The 17,180-nt window shown below is 52.1% G+C and carries 16 protein-coding genes and 5 tRNA genes; 3 read left to right on the plus strand and 18 right to left on the minus strand.

All coding sequences use genetic code 11. From position 1 onward, the window contains the following. Positions 1-93: 93 nt before the first annotated feature. Positions 94-1,455 carry a signal recognition particle protein gene (ffh, locus tag AC6I8K_RS14490; RefSeq protein WP_008108995.1) on the minus strand — a complete coding sequence of 454 codons (1,362 nt, stop codon included), beginning with the start codon at positions 1,453-1,455 and terminating at the stop codon, positions 94-96. A gap of 167 nt (positions 1,456-1,622) precedes the next feature. Between ffh and AC6I8K_RS14495 the strand changes: the two genes are divergently transcribed. Beyond that, entirely contained in the window at positions 1,623-2,417 is a 795-nt protein-coding gene (locus tag AC6I8K_RS14495; RefSeq protein ID WP_064737993.1) for a cytochrome C assembly family protein, read from the plus strand. 10 nt (positions 2,418-2,427) lie between these two features. Continuing rightward, the gene (locus AC6I8K_RS14500) at positions 2,428-3,714 is read left to right on the plus strand and encodes an HlyC/CorC family transporter (RefSeq protein WP_064737994.1); all 1,287 of its coding nucleotides are present in this window, start codon (positions 2,428-2,430) and stop codon (positions 3,712-3,714) included. Positions 3,715-3,767: 53 nt separating this feature from the next. Here AC6I8K_RS14500 and luxS read toward each other — a convergent pair whose 3' ends face one another. The 15 genes from luxS to tam all read right to left on the minus strand — a co-directional run bounded on the left by luxS (position 3,768) and on the right by tam (position 14,567). Beyond that, positions 3,768-4,283 carry an S-ribosylhomocysteine lyase gene (luxS, locus tag AC6I8K_RS14505; protein ID WP_007893307.1) on the minus strand — a complete coding sequence of 172 codons (516 nt, stop codon included), beginning with the start codon at positions 4,281-4,283 and terminating at the stop codon, positions 3,768-3,770. A 150-nt stretch (positions 4,284-4,433) separates the two neighbouring features. Beyond that, complete coding sequence (gene gshA, locus AC6I8K_RS14510) at positions 4,434-6,038, minus strand: glutamate--cysteine ligase (protein ID WP_483816012.1); 1,605 nt, start codon at positions 6,036-6,038, stop codon at positions 4,434-4,436. Positions 6,039-6,069: 31 nt separating this feature from the next. Beyond that, a complete protein-coding gene (locus AC6I8K_RS14515) occupies positions 6,070-6,498 on the minus strand; it encodes a YqaA family protein (RefSeq protein WP_064737996.1) in 429 nt (142 codons plus the stop codon). Further along, the gene (gene yqaB / locus AC6I8K_RS14520) at positions 6,495-7,061 is read right to left on the minus strand and encodes a fructose-1-phosphate/6-phosphogluconate phosphatase (RefSeq protein WP_064737997.1); all 567 of its coding nucleotides are present in this window, start codon (positions 7,059-7,061) and stop codon (positions 6,495-6,497) included. The genes AC6I8K_RS14515 and yqaB overlap by 4 nt, the downstream gene beginning before the upstream one ends. Positions 7,062-7,303: 242 nt before the next feature. Further along, a tRNA-Arg gene (locus AC6I8K_RS14525) sits at positions 7,304-7,380 on the minus strand. A gap of 44 nt (positions 7,381-7,424) precedes the next feature. Continuing rightward, a tRNA-Arg gene (locus AC6I8K_RS14530) sits at positions 7,425-7,501 on the minus strand. A 55-nt stretch (positions 7,502-7,556) separates the two neighbouring features. Continuing rightward, a tRNA-Arg gene (locus AC6I8K_RS14535) sits at positions 7,557-7,633 on the minus strand. Positions 7,634-7,718: 85 nt separating this feature from the next. After that, positions 7,719-7,795: transfer RNA gene (locus tag AC6I8K_RS14540), tRNA-Arg, on the minus strand. A gap of 8 nt (positions 7,796-7,803) precedes the next feature. Next, positions 7,804-7,896, minus strand: a tRNA-Ser gene (locus AC6I8K_RS14545). Between the two features lie 305 nt (positions 7,897-8,201). Continuing rightward, positions 8,202-8,387 carry a carbon storage regulator CsrA gene (gene csrA, locus AC6I8K_RS14550; protein WP_004155916.1) on the minus strand — a complete coding sequence of 62 codons (186 nt, stop codon included), beginning with the start codon at positions 8,385-8,387 and terminating at the stop codon, positions 8,202-8,204. Positions 8,388-8,636: 249 nt separating this feature from the next. Then, the gene (gene alaS / locus AC6I8K_RS14555) at positions 8,637-11,264 is read right to left on the minus strand and encodes an alanine--tRNA ligase (RefSeq protein ID WP_483816014.1); all 2,628 of its coding nucleotides are present in this window, start codon (positions 11,262-11,264) and stop codon (positions 8,637-8,639) included. Between the two features lie 135 nt (positions 11,265-11,399). Continuing rightward, on the minus strand, positions 11,400-11,915 hold the full coding sequence (locus AC6I8K_RS14560) for a regulatory protein RecX (RefSeq protein WP_176973523.1): 516 nt from the start codon (positions 11,913-11,915) through the stop codon (positions 11,400-11,402). Between the two features lie 115 nt (positions 11,916-12,030). After that, on the minus strand, positions 12,031-13,101 hold the full coding sequence (recA, locus tag AC6I8K_RS14565; protein ID WP_064737999.1) for a recombinase RecA: 1,071 nt from the start codon (positions 13,099-13,101) through the stop codon (positions 12,031-12,033). Between the two features lie 92 nt (positions 13,102-13,193). After that, complete coding sequence (gene pncC, locus AC6I8K_RS14570; protein ID WP_064738000.1) at positions 13,194-13,688, minus strand: nicotinamide-nucleotide amidase; 495 nt, start codon at positions 13,686-13,688, stop codon at positions 13,194-13,196. A gap of 102 nt (positions 13,689-13,790) precedes the next feature. After that, entirely contained in the window at positions 13,791-14,567 is a 777-nt protein-coding gene (gene tam / locus AC6I8K_RS14575) for a trans-aconitate 2-methyltransferase (RefSeq protein WP_064738001.1), read from the minus strand. A 167-nt stretch (positions 14,568-14,734) separates the two neighbouring features. On the opposite strand from tam, the gene AC6I8K_RS14580 reads away from it, so the two are divergent. Continuing rightward, positions 14,735-15,622, plus strand: coding sequence for a dihydrodipicolinate synthase family protein (locus AC6I8K_RS14580; protein ID WP_497826943.1), 888 nt, complete (start codon positions 14,735-14,737; stop codon positions 15,620-15,622). 32 nt (positions 15,623-15,654) lie between these two features. Here AC6I8K_RS14580 and AC6I8K_RS14585 read toward each other — a convergent pair whose 3' ends face one another. Together AC6I8K_RS14585 and mltB are read right to left on the minus strand one after the other, a co-directional pair. Next, positions 15,655-15,990, minus strand: coding sequence for a zinc ribbon domain-containing protein YjdM (locus AC6I8K_RS14585; protein ID WP_064738003.1), 336 nt, complete (start codon positions 15,988-15,990; stop codon positions 15,655-15,657). Between the two features lie 85 nt (positions 15,991-16,075). After that, complete coding sequence (mltB, locus tag AC6I8K_RS14590; RefSeq protein WP_483816016.1) at positions 16,076-17,158, minus strand: lytic murein transglycosylase B; 1,083 nt, start codon at positions 17,156-17,158, stop codon at positions 16,076-16,078. Positions 17,159-17,180: the final 22 nt, after the last annotated feature.

A 17,180-nucleotide genomic window follows, 5' to 3' on the forward strand; every position in this document is an offset into this window, starting at 1 on the left:
CCCGAGCGCGATATAAAAAGCCCGAAAATTTTACTCATTTTGGCGCAAAAAGCAACCTAAGCGTGCCAAATTTCCGGCTTTTTGACGGCCGCCTTAGCGACCAGGGAATCCAGGTGGCATCATGCCTTTCATGCCACGCATCATTTTGGCCATGCCACCTTTCTTCATTTTCTTCATCATGCGCTGCATATCATCGAACTGTTTCAACAGTCGATTAACGTCTTGCACCTGCATGCCTGAGCCCAGCGCAATACGACGTTTGCGCGAACCCTTGATAATCTCTGGCTTCTCACGCTCTTTACGCGTCATCGAGTTGATGATGGCTTCCATACGAACCAGCACTTTGTCATCCATCTGCGATTTCACGTTGTCGGGCAGTTGCCCCATGCCCGGCAGTTTGCCCATCAGGCTCGCCATGCCGCCCATGTTGCGCATCTGCTTCAACTGCTCAAGGAAGTCGTTGAGGTCGAAACCGTCGCCGGTTTTCAGTTTCTTCGCCAGTTTCTCCGCCTGATCGCGGTCAACTTTGCTCTCGATATCTTCGATCAGCGACAGAACATCGCCCATGCCAAGAATGCGCGATGCGATACGCTCTGGATAGAAAGCTTCCAGCGCTTCGGTCTTCTCGCCCATCCCCATAAATTTGATGGGCTTGCCGGTAATATGACGAATCGACAGTGCCGCACCACCACGCGCATCACCGTCGACTTTGGTCAGGATCACGCCGGTCAGCGGCAGCGCTTCGTTGAAGGCCTTCGCGGTATTAGCGGCATCCTGACCCGTCATGGCATCGACCACAAACAGCGTTTCCACCGGATTAATCGCGGCGTGTACCTGTTTGATTTCGTCCATCATCGCTTCATCGACGTGTAAACGGCCGGCGGTATCCACCAACAGCACATCGTAGAATTGCACTTTGGCTTGTTTCAGCGCGTTTTGAACAATATCGACCGGCTTTTGGCTCAGATCGGACGGACAGAAATCAACGCCGACTTGCTCAGCCAGGGTTTCCAGCTGTTTGATCGCCGCAGGGCGATAAACGTCAGCAGAAACAACCAGAACTTTCTTCTTATGCTTCTCGCGCAAGAATTTACCCAGTTTCGCCACGCTGGTGGTTTTACCGGCACCTTGCAAACCCGCCATCAGCACCACGGCTGGCGGCTGAGCATTCAGATTGAGCGCATTATTTTCGGCGCCCATCGCTGCAACCAGTTCGTTGCGCACGATTTTGATGAACTCCTGGCCTGGCGTCAGGCTTTTGTTCACATCGTGACCAACGGCGGCTTCTTTCACGCGATTAATAAATTCACGCACCACCGGTAGCGCCACGTCGGCTTCCAGCAGCGCCATACGCACTTCACGCAGCGTATCTTTGATGTTGTCTTCGGTCAGCCTTCCGCGGCCGCTGATATTGCGCAGAGTTTGCGACAAACGATCGGTTAAATTATCAAACATGCTCTCTCACTTAGAACCGTAGCGAGGCCGCCATAGGCGACACAATGCGGCGGATTATAACACGAAGAAGAAGCGATCTCTGCAATTGACCGTCAGATCGTTTGGAGCCTGCTGCTGCTGGCGCTATACTGCTTTTTTCCTTATCTGACCGATACCTGAAAGGATCTATGTTCGTTTTCGCGATCGTGGCGCTGTTCGCCTACTCCCTCAGTCTTGCATTGATCATTCCCAGCCTGCTTAAACGCAACGGTGGCTGGCGTCGTTTTGCTGTGCTTTCCGCCTGCGTGGCGCTGATTGCGCACGCCATCGCTCTGCAGCAGCGTATTTTCGCTGTTGATAACGGGCAAAATCTCAGCCTGCTGAATATCGGCTCGCTGGTTAGCCTGCTGATCTGCGCCATTATGACGATTGTCGCTTCGCGCAATCGTGGCTGGCTACTGCTACCGATTGTTTACAGTTTTGCGTTGATAAATTTGGCCTTTGCCACCTTTGTGCCAAATGCCTTTATTACGCATCTGGAAACCACGCCGGGCATGATGGTGCACATCGGCCTGTCGCTGTTTGCCTATGCCACACTGATTATCGCGGCACTGTATGCGCTGCAGCTGGCGTGGATTGATTACCAGTTAAAAAACAAGAAACTGGCTTTTACTCAGGATATGCCGCCGCTGCTCAGCATCGAGCGCAAAATGTTTCACATCACGCAAATCGGTGTGGTGCTGCTGACGCTGGTGCTGTGCACTGGATTGCTCTTCATGCACAACCTGTTTAGTGCTGAGAATTTAGACAAAGCGGTTCTCTCCATCATTGCCTGGTTTGTTTATATCGTTTTGCTGTGGGGACACTATCGTGAAGGCTGGCGCGGACGCCGCGTCGTGTGGTTTAACTGTGGCGGCGCCTTGCTGCTAACGATGGCTTACTTCGGCAGTCGCGTGCTTCAGCACCTGCTCACCTCTCACTAAGGATTTTGTGTTGGAACACGTTTCAACCACCACGTTGATCATTACGCTGGTCATCATGGTGCTGGTCTCTGCGTATTTCTCCGGTTCAGAGACCGGCATGATGACGCTCAATCGTTACAAACTGCGCCATAAAGCCAAAAGCGGTAATCGCGGCGCGCGGCGCGTAGAAAAACTGTTGCGTCGCCCCGATCGCTTAATCAGCCTGGTGTTAATCGGCAACAACCTCGTTAATATTCTCGCTTCCGCGCTCGGCACTATTGTTGGTATGCGCCTGTATGGCGATGCTGGCGTCGCCATTGCCACCGGTATTCTGACGTTTGTGGTGCTGGTATTTGCTGAAGTACTACCGAAAACGGTCGCAGCGCTCTATCCCGAGAAGGTGGCTTATCCCAGCAGCGTGTTACTGGCTCCGCTGCAATATGTGATGTTGCCGCTGGTGTGGCTACTGAACACCATTACGCGCATGTTGATGCGCATGGTCGGCATTAAAACCGATGGTTCAATCAGCTCGGCATTGAGTAAAGAAGAGCTGCGCACCATTGTGCATGAATCACGTTCACTGATGTCGCGGCGCAATCAGGACATGCTTCTCTCGGTGCTCGATCTGGAAAAAGTCAGCGTGGACGACATTATGGTGCCGCGCAATGAAATCGTCGGCATTAACGTTAACGACGACTGGAAATCGATTGAACGCCAGCTCAGCCATTCGCCGCACGGGCGCATCGTGCTGTTCCGCGATTCGCTGGATGACTGTGTCGGTATGCTGCGCGTGCGTGAAGCGTGGCGCATGATGACCGAGAAGAAGGAGTTCAATAAAGATCGTTTGTTGCGTGCCGCTGATGAAATTTACTATGTTCCTGAAGGCACGCCGCTCAACGTGCAACTGGTTAAATTTCAGCGTAATAAAAAGAAAGTCGGCATGGTGGTTGATGAATATGGCGATATCAAAGGATTAGTGACAATCGAGGACATTCTGGAAGAGATCGTTGGCGATTTTACCACCTCAATGTCCCCGTCGCTGGCCGAAGAAGTGATGCCGCAGAATGACGGTTCAGTCTTGATCGAAGGCAGCGCCAATGTGCGTGAAATCAATAAAGCCTTTAACTGGACGCTGCCGGAAGATGATGCGCGCACCGTTAACGGCATGCTGCTGGAAGCGCTGGAAGAGATTCCGCTGGTCGATACCCGCGTCACGATTGGTGCCTACGATATCGATATTCTCGATGTACAGGACAATATGGTGAAGCAGGTGCGCATCACGCCGCATCATGCACTGAAATCCTCCATCGGCTCCTGACGCTTGCAAACAAAAACGCCGCGATAATCGCGGCGTTTTTCATTGTGTCTCAACTAGATATGCAGCTCTTTCAGCTTTTCAGCTGGCAGCTTCAAATCTTCGTTGCGGTTCACGCCGATGTCGTGAGCCAGCACGTTGCGCGCGATCTGCTGCGCTTCATCCAGTGAGTGCAGCTTGTAGCTACCGCACTGATATTCGTTCAGCTCTGGAATCTGGCCCTGTTCTTTTACTTTCAGGACATCTTCCATCGCGCCTTTCCACGCTTTCGCCACACGTTGCTCGTCAGGCGTACCGATCAAACTCATGTAGAAGCCGGTGCGGCAACCCATCGGTGAGATGTCGACGATTTCTACGCCATCGCCATTCAGGTGATTACGCATGAAGCCGGCAAACAGGTGCTCCAGCGTATGAATGCCACGCTCAGTCAGAATCTCAATATTCGGACGGCAAAAACGCAGGTCGAAAACGGTGATGGTATCGCCATGCGGAGTTTTCATGGTTTTTGCTACGCGTACTGCAGGTGCGCCCATGATGGTGTGATCAACAGTAAAACTATCCAGTAGTGGCATACGTCACCTCCTGTTTTGGAATTTTTTTTAAAACGATGAAACTTTTCTGTTCGTCCAACGTCTGAATATATGAAAGACGCGCATTTGTTATCATCATCCCTGACAACAGAGATGTTTATTTTGGCCACATTGATGTGGCCATTTTCTTTTCTAGCCTTCGCGACCCGCAAGGTAGCTTTCGAAATCCAGCGTATCGCTCTGTTCCAGCTTCTCTTGCGCCTGAACCGACTCCCGCGCCTGACGACTAAAATCATCCTCAGTCAGAATCTCTAACGACTCTTCGCACAACAGATGACGATATTGCTCTGCCAGGGCCACGCCAGCGCCAGTTAACCCGTTTTCTTTGATCGCATGAAGAATGCGCGCCGAATAGGTTAGCTCAGGATCGTCGAAAGATGCCACCAGTTGATCGCAAACCTGCTGATATTGCGTGTTGCCGTGATTGCTGTCGAGCACTTCCGCCACGCGACGGAGATCGGCAAACAGCGCTTTACCCACTTCTACCAACGTATGTTCAGTTTCGCTACAGCCGACAGCGATGACCTGGCCGGGCTTACGCCCTTCCATTACCACGCGGTTCCAGTTCTTACGTGTACACAGCAATTCATCGGCGCTCATTTCCGGCGCATCTGCCAGCGTACACCAAATCAGGAACAGGTCGAGGAAGCGTGCCTGGTCGGCATCTACGCCGATGGCGGAGAATGGGTTGATATCCAGCGAACGCACTTCAATGTATTCAATACCGCCGCGTAGCAGCGCATCAGATGGCGCTTCGCCTGAACGCGTAACGCGTTTCGGCCGAATGGGCGCATACAGCTCGTTTTCAATCTGCAGCACGTTGGTGTTCAGCTGTAGCCAGTTGCCATCGGCATCTTTGGTGCCCATTTCGGCATACTCTTCCGACGGCGTCTTGATCGCGGCTTTCAGTGCTGCAACGTAACCTTCCAGCGAGTTAAAAGTGATACCCAACCCGCTCTGCGATTTGTTGGTGTAACCGAGGTCGCTCAGGCGCAGTGAGGTCGCATGTGGCAGCCACAGCGTGCCCTTGCCGTCAGTCTCAAACGGTAGATTGCTCTCGCGCCCTTGCAGGAAAGAGGAGCAGATCGCCGGCGATGCACCGAACAGATACGGAATGACCCAGCCAAAACGATAATAGTTGCGAATCAAACGCAAATAGCCGGCAGAGATGGTCTCTTTGCCGCTCTCTGCATCTTTTACATCCGCCCACTCCTGCCAAAACGACAGCGGCAGCGAGAAGTTATAGTGTACGCCAGAGATAATCTGCATCAGCGCGCTATAGCGATTCTTCAGCCCCTGACGATACAACGTTTTCATTTTGCCGATGTTGGAGTTGCCATATTGCGCCAACTCAATGCTATCAACGTCATCAATCAAGCCAGGCATGCTGAAAGGCCACAAGCGCTCTTCGCCCAACTCACGCGCCACATGGCGGTGAATATCGCGCAGGAACGCCAGTGAACGATCGATGCTCTGATCAACCGGCGTGATGAACTCCATCAGCGTTTCGGCAAAATCGGTGGTGATCCAATCGTGCTTAAGCGCCGAACCGAGTGACTCAGGATGTCCTGTGGTTGCCAGGTGACCATCGGGTTTTACGCGTAATGATTCGCGCTCAATACCACGGCCGATACCCTTTAACGCGTCAGGATGCGCTTCCAGCCAGGAAAGTGCCTTAGATACGTCCGGGATCACATTAACCTCCCGCTGTGTGAATAATTTATTTTTGTTCAGCATAATGTTAACCGTAGCCTCGAATCTGTGCGAATCAATGCCACCATTGCATTGTTTGTAATGTGGCGGTCGCGATAACGATATAACGCAGCGTTTTACCGATGGCGAGGAACAGTACCGAAGGCAGCCAGGCAAAGCGCAACCAACCTGCAAGTACGCAGAGTAAGTCGCCCACTACCGGCAGCCAGCTAAAAATCAGTGCTGCAGGTCCCAATCGGTGTAACCACGTCATTGCTGTGTCGTGCCATCGCCCTTGCCCTTTAAGCGGCATCAGGCGACCAAGAAGAATGTTGGTCAGGCCACCCAGCGTGTTTCCCACTGATGCAGCCAATAACAATCCATAAACCGAACCCTTTTGAGCGATCAGCAGTGCAACAAGCACCGCTTCCGAGCTCCCCGGTAACAGGGTTGCACTCAGAAAGCTGCTGCCGAATAACGATCCATAGGTCAGAAATTCATTCACAGTAAACGGACATCAACCACGTCCATGCCTGCTGCTTTGGCAGCTTGTACGCCAAAGTCAGCATCCTCAAACACCACACAGCGCTCGGGGGCGATACCCATTAATTCAGCGCAGCGTAAAAAGGTATCCGGTTGCGGTTTGTGGCGTTGTACGTCATCAGCCCCGACAACCGCATCAAAGAGATGGTACACACCTAATTCTTCGAGCAAGGCTTTCGCCAGGCTGTGTTCACTGCCGGTGCCCACCGCCATTGGACGGCGACCATGATAGGCTTTGACCACCTCCATCAACGGAAGCGGGCGCACGTCATCCAGCAACATCGCCTTCAGCGCAACGGTTTTTTCCGCCGCTAAGAGGTGCGGATCGTGCTTAGCATTGTTCTGATCAAGAATGAACTGCGCCAGTTGCCAGGTTGGGGCACCATTGAAGCCCACCATTTTTTCTTCATCCATGGTGAAACCGTAGCGGCTAAGCACCTGCTGCCAGGCTTTTCGATGTGTCGGCTCAGTATCGAGAATTGTGCCGTCCATATCGAAAATCAGGGCATCATATTGGTCGTACATTGTCACTCCATCGAGTACCACAAAATGAGCCATTACTTTAGCGTAATGCGCTCAGGTTGTCGCCAGGCGCGCTTAACCGCAAATGCTTTGAAAGCATTAGCATTTTTCGTTTTAGGAAAAAGGTCAGAGTGCAATGCCGGGGATAAACGACGGTTAATTCAGCGATTTTTTTGCAAGCGACGATTACGACGTAAAGATTTAGAAAGCGAGTGTCAAAAAAAAGAGGGATTACGAAGAAGAGATGGTGCATCCAGGAGGATTCGAACCTCCGACCGCTCGGTTCGTAGCCGAGTACTCTATCCAGCTGAGCTATGGATGCATCGAGTTACTGCTGAAGTAAATTTTGAGAAGCTTAAAGATGAATGGTGCATCCAGGAGGATTCGAACCTCCGACCGCTCGGTTCGTAGCCGAGTACTCTATCCAGCTGAGCTATGGATGCATTGAGATTTTCTTTCGAGGAACTAACTGAAACAACCTGAGGATGATACGAAGAATGGTGCATCCAGGAGGATTCGAACCTCCGACCGCTCGGTTCGTAGCCGAGTACTCTATCCAGCTGAGCTATGGATGCATCGAGTTAATTCTTGTACAGCGCAGGGTGCAAACAACTCACCATGAAAGGAACTGCTCGTTCACTCTTACTTCATCTTTCCGAATGGTGCATCCAGGAGGATTCGAACCTCCGACCGCTCGGTTCGTAGCCGAGTACTCTATCCAGCTGAGCTATGGATGCATCGGAAATGGCGGTGAGGCGGGGATTCGAACCCCGGATGCAGCTTTTGACCGCATACTCCCTTAGCAGGGGAGCGCCTTCAGCCTCTCGGCCACCTCACCTTACGCGTTCTTCCGAACCGTGCTTCTGAACTTGTTTCTGCTCATCGGCACTGCGTGGCGCACATATTACTTTCCCGGACTTATAAGTCAAACATTTATTTTCAGCCATTTGTTTGATTGCACAAATGACGCTCAATTCGGATGCTTTAGCGACAAAAAGAGTGATTTATCAACAAAGAAAGCCTGCAGGAGAACACAAATGGGCGTTAAAAGGATTGAGCGAATGAGAAAGAAAAGCGGGAGAGGTGCAAGACTTGAGGAGAAAAACCGGTAGCGCCTCGCTCATGAGCGAGGCGCTGAATCCGTTAGTAACTCGTTTGCTGAGTTTTTTCGGCTTGAATACGCTGATAGATCTCTTCGCGATGTACCGAAACTTCTTTAGGCGCGTTAACACCAATGCGGACCTGGTTACCTTTAACACCCAGCACCGTTACAGTCACCTCATCGCCAATCATGAGGGTTTCACCAACTCGACGAGTTAGAATAAGCATTCTTTGCTCCTTGAAAGATTAAAAGAGTCGGGCTTGTTCGGTCTCCCGGCCGTATCCATCATATAACGCTGAACAATGCCTATGACAAATACACCATTGTGCTTCGCCATGCCAATACATTCTGCTGATAGTTAGTTTAGCCGAAATACACTACATCAACCGGACTTTGTCATTACCTGGTGTGCACTGCGCTAAAAAAGCGCCAGAAAACGGGCTTCTGGCGCTTATCACAATGCGAAGTATTATACGTTACAGTCGGTTACTGACCCATTCCTGCACGCCAGCCAGCGCGCCAGCCAGCGCCTGCGGGTCTGTCCCGCCGGCCTGGGCCATATCTGGGCGACCACCGCCTTTACCGCCAACCTGAGAGGCAAGTTCGCCAATCAGTTCGCCGGCTTTAACGCGGTCCGTGAGATCTTTGGTCACACCAGCAATCAGTGAAACTTTGCCGTCATCAACCGTTGCCAGCACGATGATGGCAGACGTTAACTGGTTCTTCAGATCGTCAACCATGGTACGCAACATTTTTGGCTCAACGTTGCTCAGTTCACTGACCAGCAACTTCGTGCCTTTAACGTCAACCGCCTTGCTGCTCAGTGAAGCGCTTTCCTGCGCAGCTTGCTGATCGCGCAGTTGTTGCAACTCTTTCTCTAGCGCGCGGACGTGATCAACCAAGCCACGCACTTTCTCATTTAGGTTGCTGCTATTGGCTTTCACCAATTGCGCCACATCAAGCAGCTGCTGACTCTGCGCATTAACTTGTGCCAACGCACCTTCGCCCGTTACGGCTTCAATACGGCGTACACCTGCTGCAGTGCCCGATTCAGACTGAATACGGAATAGGCCAATATCACCGGTACGCTGCGCGTGAATACCCCCACACAGCTCGGTAGAGAAATCACCCATAGTCAGCACGCGTACGCGCTGATCGTATTTCTCGCCAAACAGGGCCATTGCGCCCTTCTGTTTTGCATCATCGAGATCCATGATTTCGGTCTCAACGGCAAGGTTACGACGAATCTGCGCGTTAACAATATCCTCAACTTGACGGATTTCTTGTGGCTTCATGGCTTCAAAATGTGAGAAATCGAAGCGCAGATATTTATCATTAACCAGCGAGCCTTTCTGTCCTACATGATCACCCAGAACCTGACGCAGTGCTGCATGCAGTAAGTGCGTGGCAGAGTGATTCAGACGGATGCGCGCACGACGAGTTTCATCGACCTGGGCATGCAAACGATCGCCAACGTGTAACTGGCCGCTGCTTAGCTTACCGATATGACCAATCGCTTTACCATACTTCTGTGTATCCTGAACGCTAAATTCAGCATTCTGCCCAGCCAGCACGCCGGTGTCGCCAACCTGTCCACCTGATTCGCCGTAGAATGGCGTTTCGTCAAGCACGACAACCGCGTCCTGTCCCGCACTGATCTGCTCAACTTGCTGACCGTCCACAAACAGCGCCTTCACAACAGCGTTCAGTTCCAGATGGTCATAGCCTTTAAAGTCGGTGGCGGCATCAATGCGAATAACATTGTTATAGTCGGCACCAAACCCACTGGCTTCACGCGCGCGCTGGCGCTGCTGCTCCATCGCGGCTTCAAAACCGCTTTCATCAATCTTCAGATTACGCTCACGGCACACATCGGCGGTCAAATCCGCCGGGAAACCGAAGGTGTCGTACAGACGGAATACTGTTTCGCCATCAAGTGTATCGCCTTGCAGTTTCGCCAGTTCTTCATCCAATAGCGCAAGTCCACGCTCCAGAGTTTTAGCAAACTGCTCTTCTTCGTTCTTCAGCGCATTTTCTACATGCTTCTGCTGACGCTTCAGATCTTCGCCTGCAGCACCCATCACATCAATCAATGGCGCAACCAGCTTGTAGAAGAATGCTTCTTTCGCACCCAGCATATTGCCGTGACGCACCGCGCGACGAATGATGCGGCGCAATACATAACCGCGGTTTTCATTTGATGGGATTACGCCATCGGCGATCAGGAAGGCACAAGAGCGAATATGGTCAGCAATAACGCGCAGTGACTTGTTATCCAAATCGGTTGCACCGGTTACCTGCGCAACAGACTTGATCAATTTGGCAAAGAGATCGATTTCATAGTTGGAGTTAACGTGTTGCAACACGGCAGCAATACGCTCCAGACCCATGCCGGTATCCACTGACGGTTTCGGCAGCGGATCCATCGTGCCGTCGGCCTGACGGTTGAACTGCATGAAAACGATGTTCCAGATCTCGATGTAACGATCGCCATCTTCTTCCGGGCTGCCCGGCGGGCCACCCCAGATATGGTCACCATGATCGAAGAAAATTTCGGTGCATGGACCGCAAGGACCGGTGTCGCCCATCTGCCAGAAGTTGTCTGATGCGTAGGCGCTGCCTTTGTTGTCACCGATACGGATAATGCGCTCACGCGGCACCCCAATATCGTTGGCCCAAATTTCGAAGGCCTCGTCGTCTGTTTCATAGACGGTCACCCACAGGCGCTCTTTAGGCAGCTTAAACCACTGCTCACCCGTCAGCAGTTCCCATGCATAAGCGATTGCTTCTTTTTTGAAGTAATCACCAAAGCTGAAGTTGCCCAACATTTCAAAGAAGGTGTGGTGACGTGCCGTGTAGCCCACGTTTTCGAGGTCGTTATGCTTGCCGCCAGCACGCACACAACGCTGAGACGTTGTTGCGCGAGCATAGTCACGCTTATCCTGACCGAGGAAAACGTCTTTAAACTGGACCATCCCGGCATTAGTAAACAGTAACGTCGGGTCGTTGTTCGGTACGAGGGAGCTGCTGGCTACAACCTGATGTCCCTTGCTATGAAAAAAGTCGAGAAACGCTTGACGGATCTCAGCAGTGCTCTTGCTCATAAAATTCCTGGAATCACGCTAACGAACGTTCCCTTTCGCTGGCAAACCCTATCCATCCGGCCTGCCGCTGACTAAGGAACAAAAAGTGGGAATAAGATAAATTTTCTTCAGTGGGAAGTAAAATCACATCGCCTTTCAGTCGTCACTATTTCTGAAAACGGCCTGAATATCTTCCATCATAAAGCCTTTCGACATTAAAAAACGCTGTACCTTACTTTTCTCGGCCCAGGTTTGCGGTAAGGGCTCGCCAAATTTGCGTTTGGCAAGATCGGCTGCGCACTGGCTCCAGTCCACTTCGGTATCGAATAGCGCCTGATTGATCTCATCGCGGCCAATGCCTTTTTGCTGCAACTCCATGCGTACGCGCTGTGGACCATATCCCTTTCGGGCTCGGCTCTGAATAAAGCGTTCGGTAAAGCGTTCATCGTTAAGCCAACCACTCTCCTGACACCAGTCGAGCACTTTTTCCAATAACTCATCTGGAATGGGCGTGTTTTCCTGCTGCTGCAGATAGGCCGCACGTTGGGAAGAGAGCTGCAACTTACGCTTCAGCTCTTCACGGCTATGATCGCGCTGCGAAAGGATGCGCATCGCGCGGTCTAGCAAACGGGAATATGTTGGCACAGGTGCCGCAGATGGTGACGATGACATATGATCAACCTTGTTCTAACAGTCGTGCAGGGTCGCAGGGTAAAGCAAGAAGGCAGAGAGGAAAAGCGCTGGCGGGGAAAAGCAAAACGGGAGCATCTCTGCTCCCGTTAATATTTTAGAAATCTTCGTTGGTTTCGCTGGCTTCTTCGCGATCATCAGCTGGGATTTTCGCGGTGTCTGCGGCAGCGGCATCACCACTTAGCAGCAAGTCACGCAGCTTCTTGTCGATTTCATTCGCAATCGCTGGGTTCTCTTTAAGGAAGTTGGTTGAGTTCGCTTTCCCCTGACCAATCTTCTCACCGTTGTAGCTGTACCACGCACCGGCTTTCTCAACCAGCTTGTGCTTCACGCCAAGGTCCACCAGCTCGCCAAAGGTGTTGATACCTTCGCCGTACATGATCTGGAATTCAGCCTGCTTAAACGGCGCGGCAATTTTGTTCTTCACGACTTTAACGCGGGTTTCGCTACCCACCACCTCGTCGCCTTCTTTAATCGCACCGATACGGCGGATGTCCAGACGAACAGAAGCGTAAAATTTCAGTGCGTTACCGCCGGTTGTGGTTTCCGGGTTACCGAACATCACACCAATCTTCATACGAATCTGGTTGATGAAAATCAGCAGCGTGTTGGACTGCTTCAGGTTACCTGCCAGCTTACGCATTGCCTGGCTCATCATACGAGCGGCCAGACCCATGTGTGAATCGCCGATCTCGCCTTCGATTTCTGCTTTCGGCGTCAGCGCCGCCACGGAGTCGACGATGATGACGTCAACAGCACCTGAGCGCGCCAGCGCATCACAAATTTCCAGCGCTTGCTCACCGGTATCCGGCTGTGAACACAGCAGGTTATCGATATCTACGCCCAGTTTTTTCGCGTACACCGGATCCAGTGCATGCTCAGCATCGATAAAGGCACAGGTCTTGCCTTTACGCTGTGCAGAAGCAATAACCTGCAGGGTCAGCGTGGTTTTACCCGAAGATTCCGGTCCGTAAATCTCAACAATACGGCCCATCGGCAAGCCACCCGCGCCGAGCGCAATATCCAGTGACAGTGAGCCGGTAGAGATGGTTTCGACATCCATTGAGCGGTCTTCACCCAAGCGCATGATGGAGCCTTTACCAAATTGCTTCTCAATCTGGCCCAGTGCGGCAGCTAAAGCCTTCTGTTTGTTCTCGTCGATCGCCATTTCCACTCCTAATCATGCTGGGTGAGTCGACATCAACTATGTCGCTCGTTCTGTTGCCGCTAATTATACTGTATAGTCATACAGTATCAAGTTTAATTTATCAGAAATTCATCAAGCAGCGTTTGCAGCGCCCAAGCCACTGATTGACGGCGCACCGCGTCCCGGTCGCCAGAAAAAATCTGGCGCTGCGCTAATACGCGCCCCTCCGGACCTACAATCGCAAACCACACGGTGCCCACCGGTTTATCGGGCGTGCCACCATCCGGACCGGCAATACCGCTTACGGCGATAGCGTATTCTGCCGCCGCAGCTTTAGCCGCACCGGTAGCCATCTCACGCACCGTTTGTTCACTTACGGCGCCATGCTGCTGCAGCGTTGTGTCCTGTACGCCCACCATCTGCTGCTTAGCTTCATTGCTGTAGGTCACGAAACCGCGCTCAAACCAGGCAGAGCTTCCGCTGATATCGGTAAATACTTTCGCAATCCAGCCACCGGTGCAGGATTCTGCCGCGGTCACCGTTGCCTGCTGTTTCTTCAGCTGTTCGCCAATGCGGCGACTTAGCTGCTGTAACTGTTCATCGTTCATCGCCTTCTCCCGTTGTGGCGCTTCACGTTAGCAGTAAATGGTGCACTGAAAAGCCCTTTTCAACCTTTGGCCATCATTTCTGCGTACTGGCTTCCAGTTAGCTCAACCTGTTTTCACTGCAACCATAAACAGCCGCGGGAACGCTAACAAAACCTGGCCATTGCTGCGTGCGGGATAAGCCGGAATGAGTTTCTGATGGTAATCATGGAGAAATGCCGCTTGCTGCGTTTCATCAAGTCCGGCGAGGAAAGGACGCAGTCCGGTGGCGCGCAACCAGGTAATGATGCCCTGCGCATCAGCCATTGGGTGATAATAAGTGGTGCGCCAGATATCAACCTGGCAACCCGCATCGGTCAACAGATCGTAATAGTGATCGGTGGTCAGCAGACGTTTGCGATCCGCCGCCTGTGACGAAATTAGCGCCTGCCATTTTTCAGTCGCTGCCACTTCACGCATTAAGCGGTGCGACGGTTCTTCAAGATTATCGGGCATCTGAATCGCTAATGCGCCCCCGATGGCCAATTGATCAACCAGATGCGGTAGCAATGTGTGATGTTCAGTCAACCACTGCAGCGAGGCGTTAGCATAGATGACTTGCTGCGGCTGTTCGGCCTGCCAGCGACGAATATCGGCCTGTTGAAAATGGCCGCTGGGAAGACGTTCGCGCGCCTGCTCTAACATTGCAGCGGAGCTATCAATGCCGGTTATCTGCGCCTCCGGCCACGCCTGTGCCAGTAGCTCAGTGCTGTTGCCGGGCCCGCAGCCAAGATCAGTGGCAAAGCGCACATCATGGTGCGGAATACGCTCCAATAGCTCACGCGCCGGGCGGGTGCGCTCTGATTCGAATTGGCGATATAGCTGTGGATTCCAGTCTTGCATAGCAAAGCTCCTGTCTGGGCTGAAGGGCTAAACACTACCTGCTTTTCTCATCTTGATAGAAAGAGAAAAGTGCGATATCTCACCTTTTTGCCCTCGCTAGCTGGTTAGGATGCGCAGATGCCATTAAGTTAAAACGATGTTTCATTTTTCAACCTAAGGAATCTGTTATGTCTGCACAACCCGCATTGCCCGGCGTATGGTGTCCGTCAGTGACGCCCTTCGACAGCACAAATAATCTGGATATTGATGCACTTGGACGCCATTTTTCGCGTTTAAACCAATCGGGTATTGATACCTTGCTTTTGATGGGCAGCATTGGCGAATTTGCATCGCTCACTCAACAGGAGCGGCTGTTGTTGATTCGCGAGGCGCGCCAACTCTCGCCACTGAGCATGGTGGCCAACGTCTCCAGCACCTGCATTGCGGATATGCTGCAACTGGCCGACGCGGCCTGGCAGAATGGATTTGATGCGGTAATGGTACTGCCTCCCTACTATTACGGGCAGACACAGAAGCAGCTGCTGAGCTATTTCAAAACGCTGGATAAACAGCTGGGTGGTCAGTGGTTTGCCTACAATTTTCCCGCGCGTACCGGCTGTGATTTAACGCCTGCCTTGGTGGCAGAACTGGCCGAGGAGTTGCCCAATTTTATGGGTATCAAAGACACCATGGATTGTTTGTCGCACAACCGCGCGATGATTGATGAAACCAGAAAAGTGCGCAGCGATTTCACTGTGCTTTCTGGCTATGACGAATACCTACTGCCCAATCTACTGGCTGGCGGTTCAGGTGTGATTTCAGGCTTGAACAATATTGTGCCTGAGTTATTTGCGCGCGCGATGCAGGCCTGGCGGGCTGGCGATGTAGCGCAACTCAGTGAGATTCAACAACGCATTGGTCAATTAATGGCGATTTACACCATCGGCGATGATTTTGTTACCACCATAAAAACGGCTGTTGCGCGCCGATTTGACTCAATGAGCAGCTACTCGCGCAATTATGGTGGCGAGCTAACAGCAGAACAGTGCGAGGAAGTGGATCGTTTGCTGAGTTGAAACAAACAGGACGGCGCTAAGCCGTCCGGTGATTAATTCTTTTTTACGAACTCAGATTTGAGTTTCATCGGACCAAAGCCATCAATCTTGCAATCAATGTTGTGATCGCCTTCGACTAAGCGAATGCTTTTGACTTTGGTACCCATTTTCAGCGGAGAGGAACTGCCTTTAACCTTAAGATCTTTGACCACGGTAACGCTATCGCCATCAACTAACAGATTGCCGTTAGCATCACGTACCACTAAACCGTCCGCTGCATCATCGGCGCTTGCTGTCCAGATATGACCGCAAGAGGGGCAATTCAGATTGTCGCCATCTTGCCAGGTGTAATCGGCCTGGCACACAGGACAGGCAGGTAAGGTACTCATTAGCGCTCCTCAGAAGTAGGATGCGGTGAAGATGGCACCGCAAAAGGGGCGCCATCTTATACCCTCACACTTTATATGGACAGCATTAAAAGAGGCTACCCTGACGTGCTTTAGCAACGGCTTCACCTAATTGCCACACTGCCATTGCATAGTGCGTGCTGTGGTTATAGCGGGTGATCGCGTAGAAGTTCGGCAGACCGTACCAATATTGATAGCTAGTGCCAAGATCCAGTCGCAGCAAACTGACCTGAGTATTACCGTCCAGCGATCCCTGTGGCGTTAAACCGCTCGCGGCTAACGTGCTAACCGGATACTTGGTTTTGAAGCCATTTTCCAGCGCTGGAGCCTGACCGCTGGCGGGCACCGCAACGTTTTCACCCGCGCGCCAGCCGTGTTCCTTGAAATAATTGGCTACGCTGCCAATCGCATCAACCGGATCCCAAAGGTTGATATGACCATCACCGTTAAAATCGACCGCATATTGCTTATAGGAGGATGGCATGAACTGCCCATAACCCATCGCACCGGCAAAGGAGCCGCGCAGGTCCAGCGGATCGTCTTGTTCTGTGCGCGCCATCAGTAAGAAAGTCTCTAGTTCACCACTGAAATAGGTTGCACGACGCGGATAGCTAAATGACAACGTTGCCAGCGCATCCAGCAAGCGCGTTTTGCCCATTACCCGGCCCCAACGCGTTTCGACGCCGATAATACCCACTATGATTTCCGGCGGCACGCCATAAACCTGCTGCGCACGCTGCAGCGCATCCTGATACTGATTCCAGAATGCCACGCCATTCTGCACGTTATCCGGCGTGATGAACTTATTGCGATAGCGGATCCACGCACCGTTCGGGCCGGTTGGCGGCGTATAGCTCGGCGCTTGCTGGTCCATCAGGCGCAGCACGTAATCCAGACGCTTTGCCTGGCCAATCACCGCATGCAGCTGTTCACGGTTAAAACCGTGTTTTTCCACCATTTGATCGATGAACTGCTCAGCCGCAGGATTACCGGCAAAATCGCCAAACATCGGCTGAACCGCGTGCGAGGGCTCCAGTAAAAAACCACCTTTAGGTGCAGGCACAACGGCGGGCTGCTGATGGGATGCGGGCTTACTGCTGCAGGCAGCAAGCAGAGTAATAAGCGGAAGAAGAGCAACCTTAAAACGCATTGGATATCCATAAGCCAGGTGA

The organism is Pantoea sp. X-Soil-ISGK-421 (assembly GCF_059730785.1).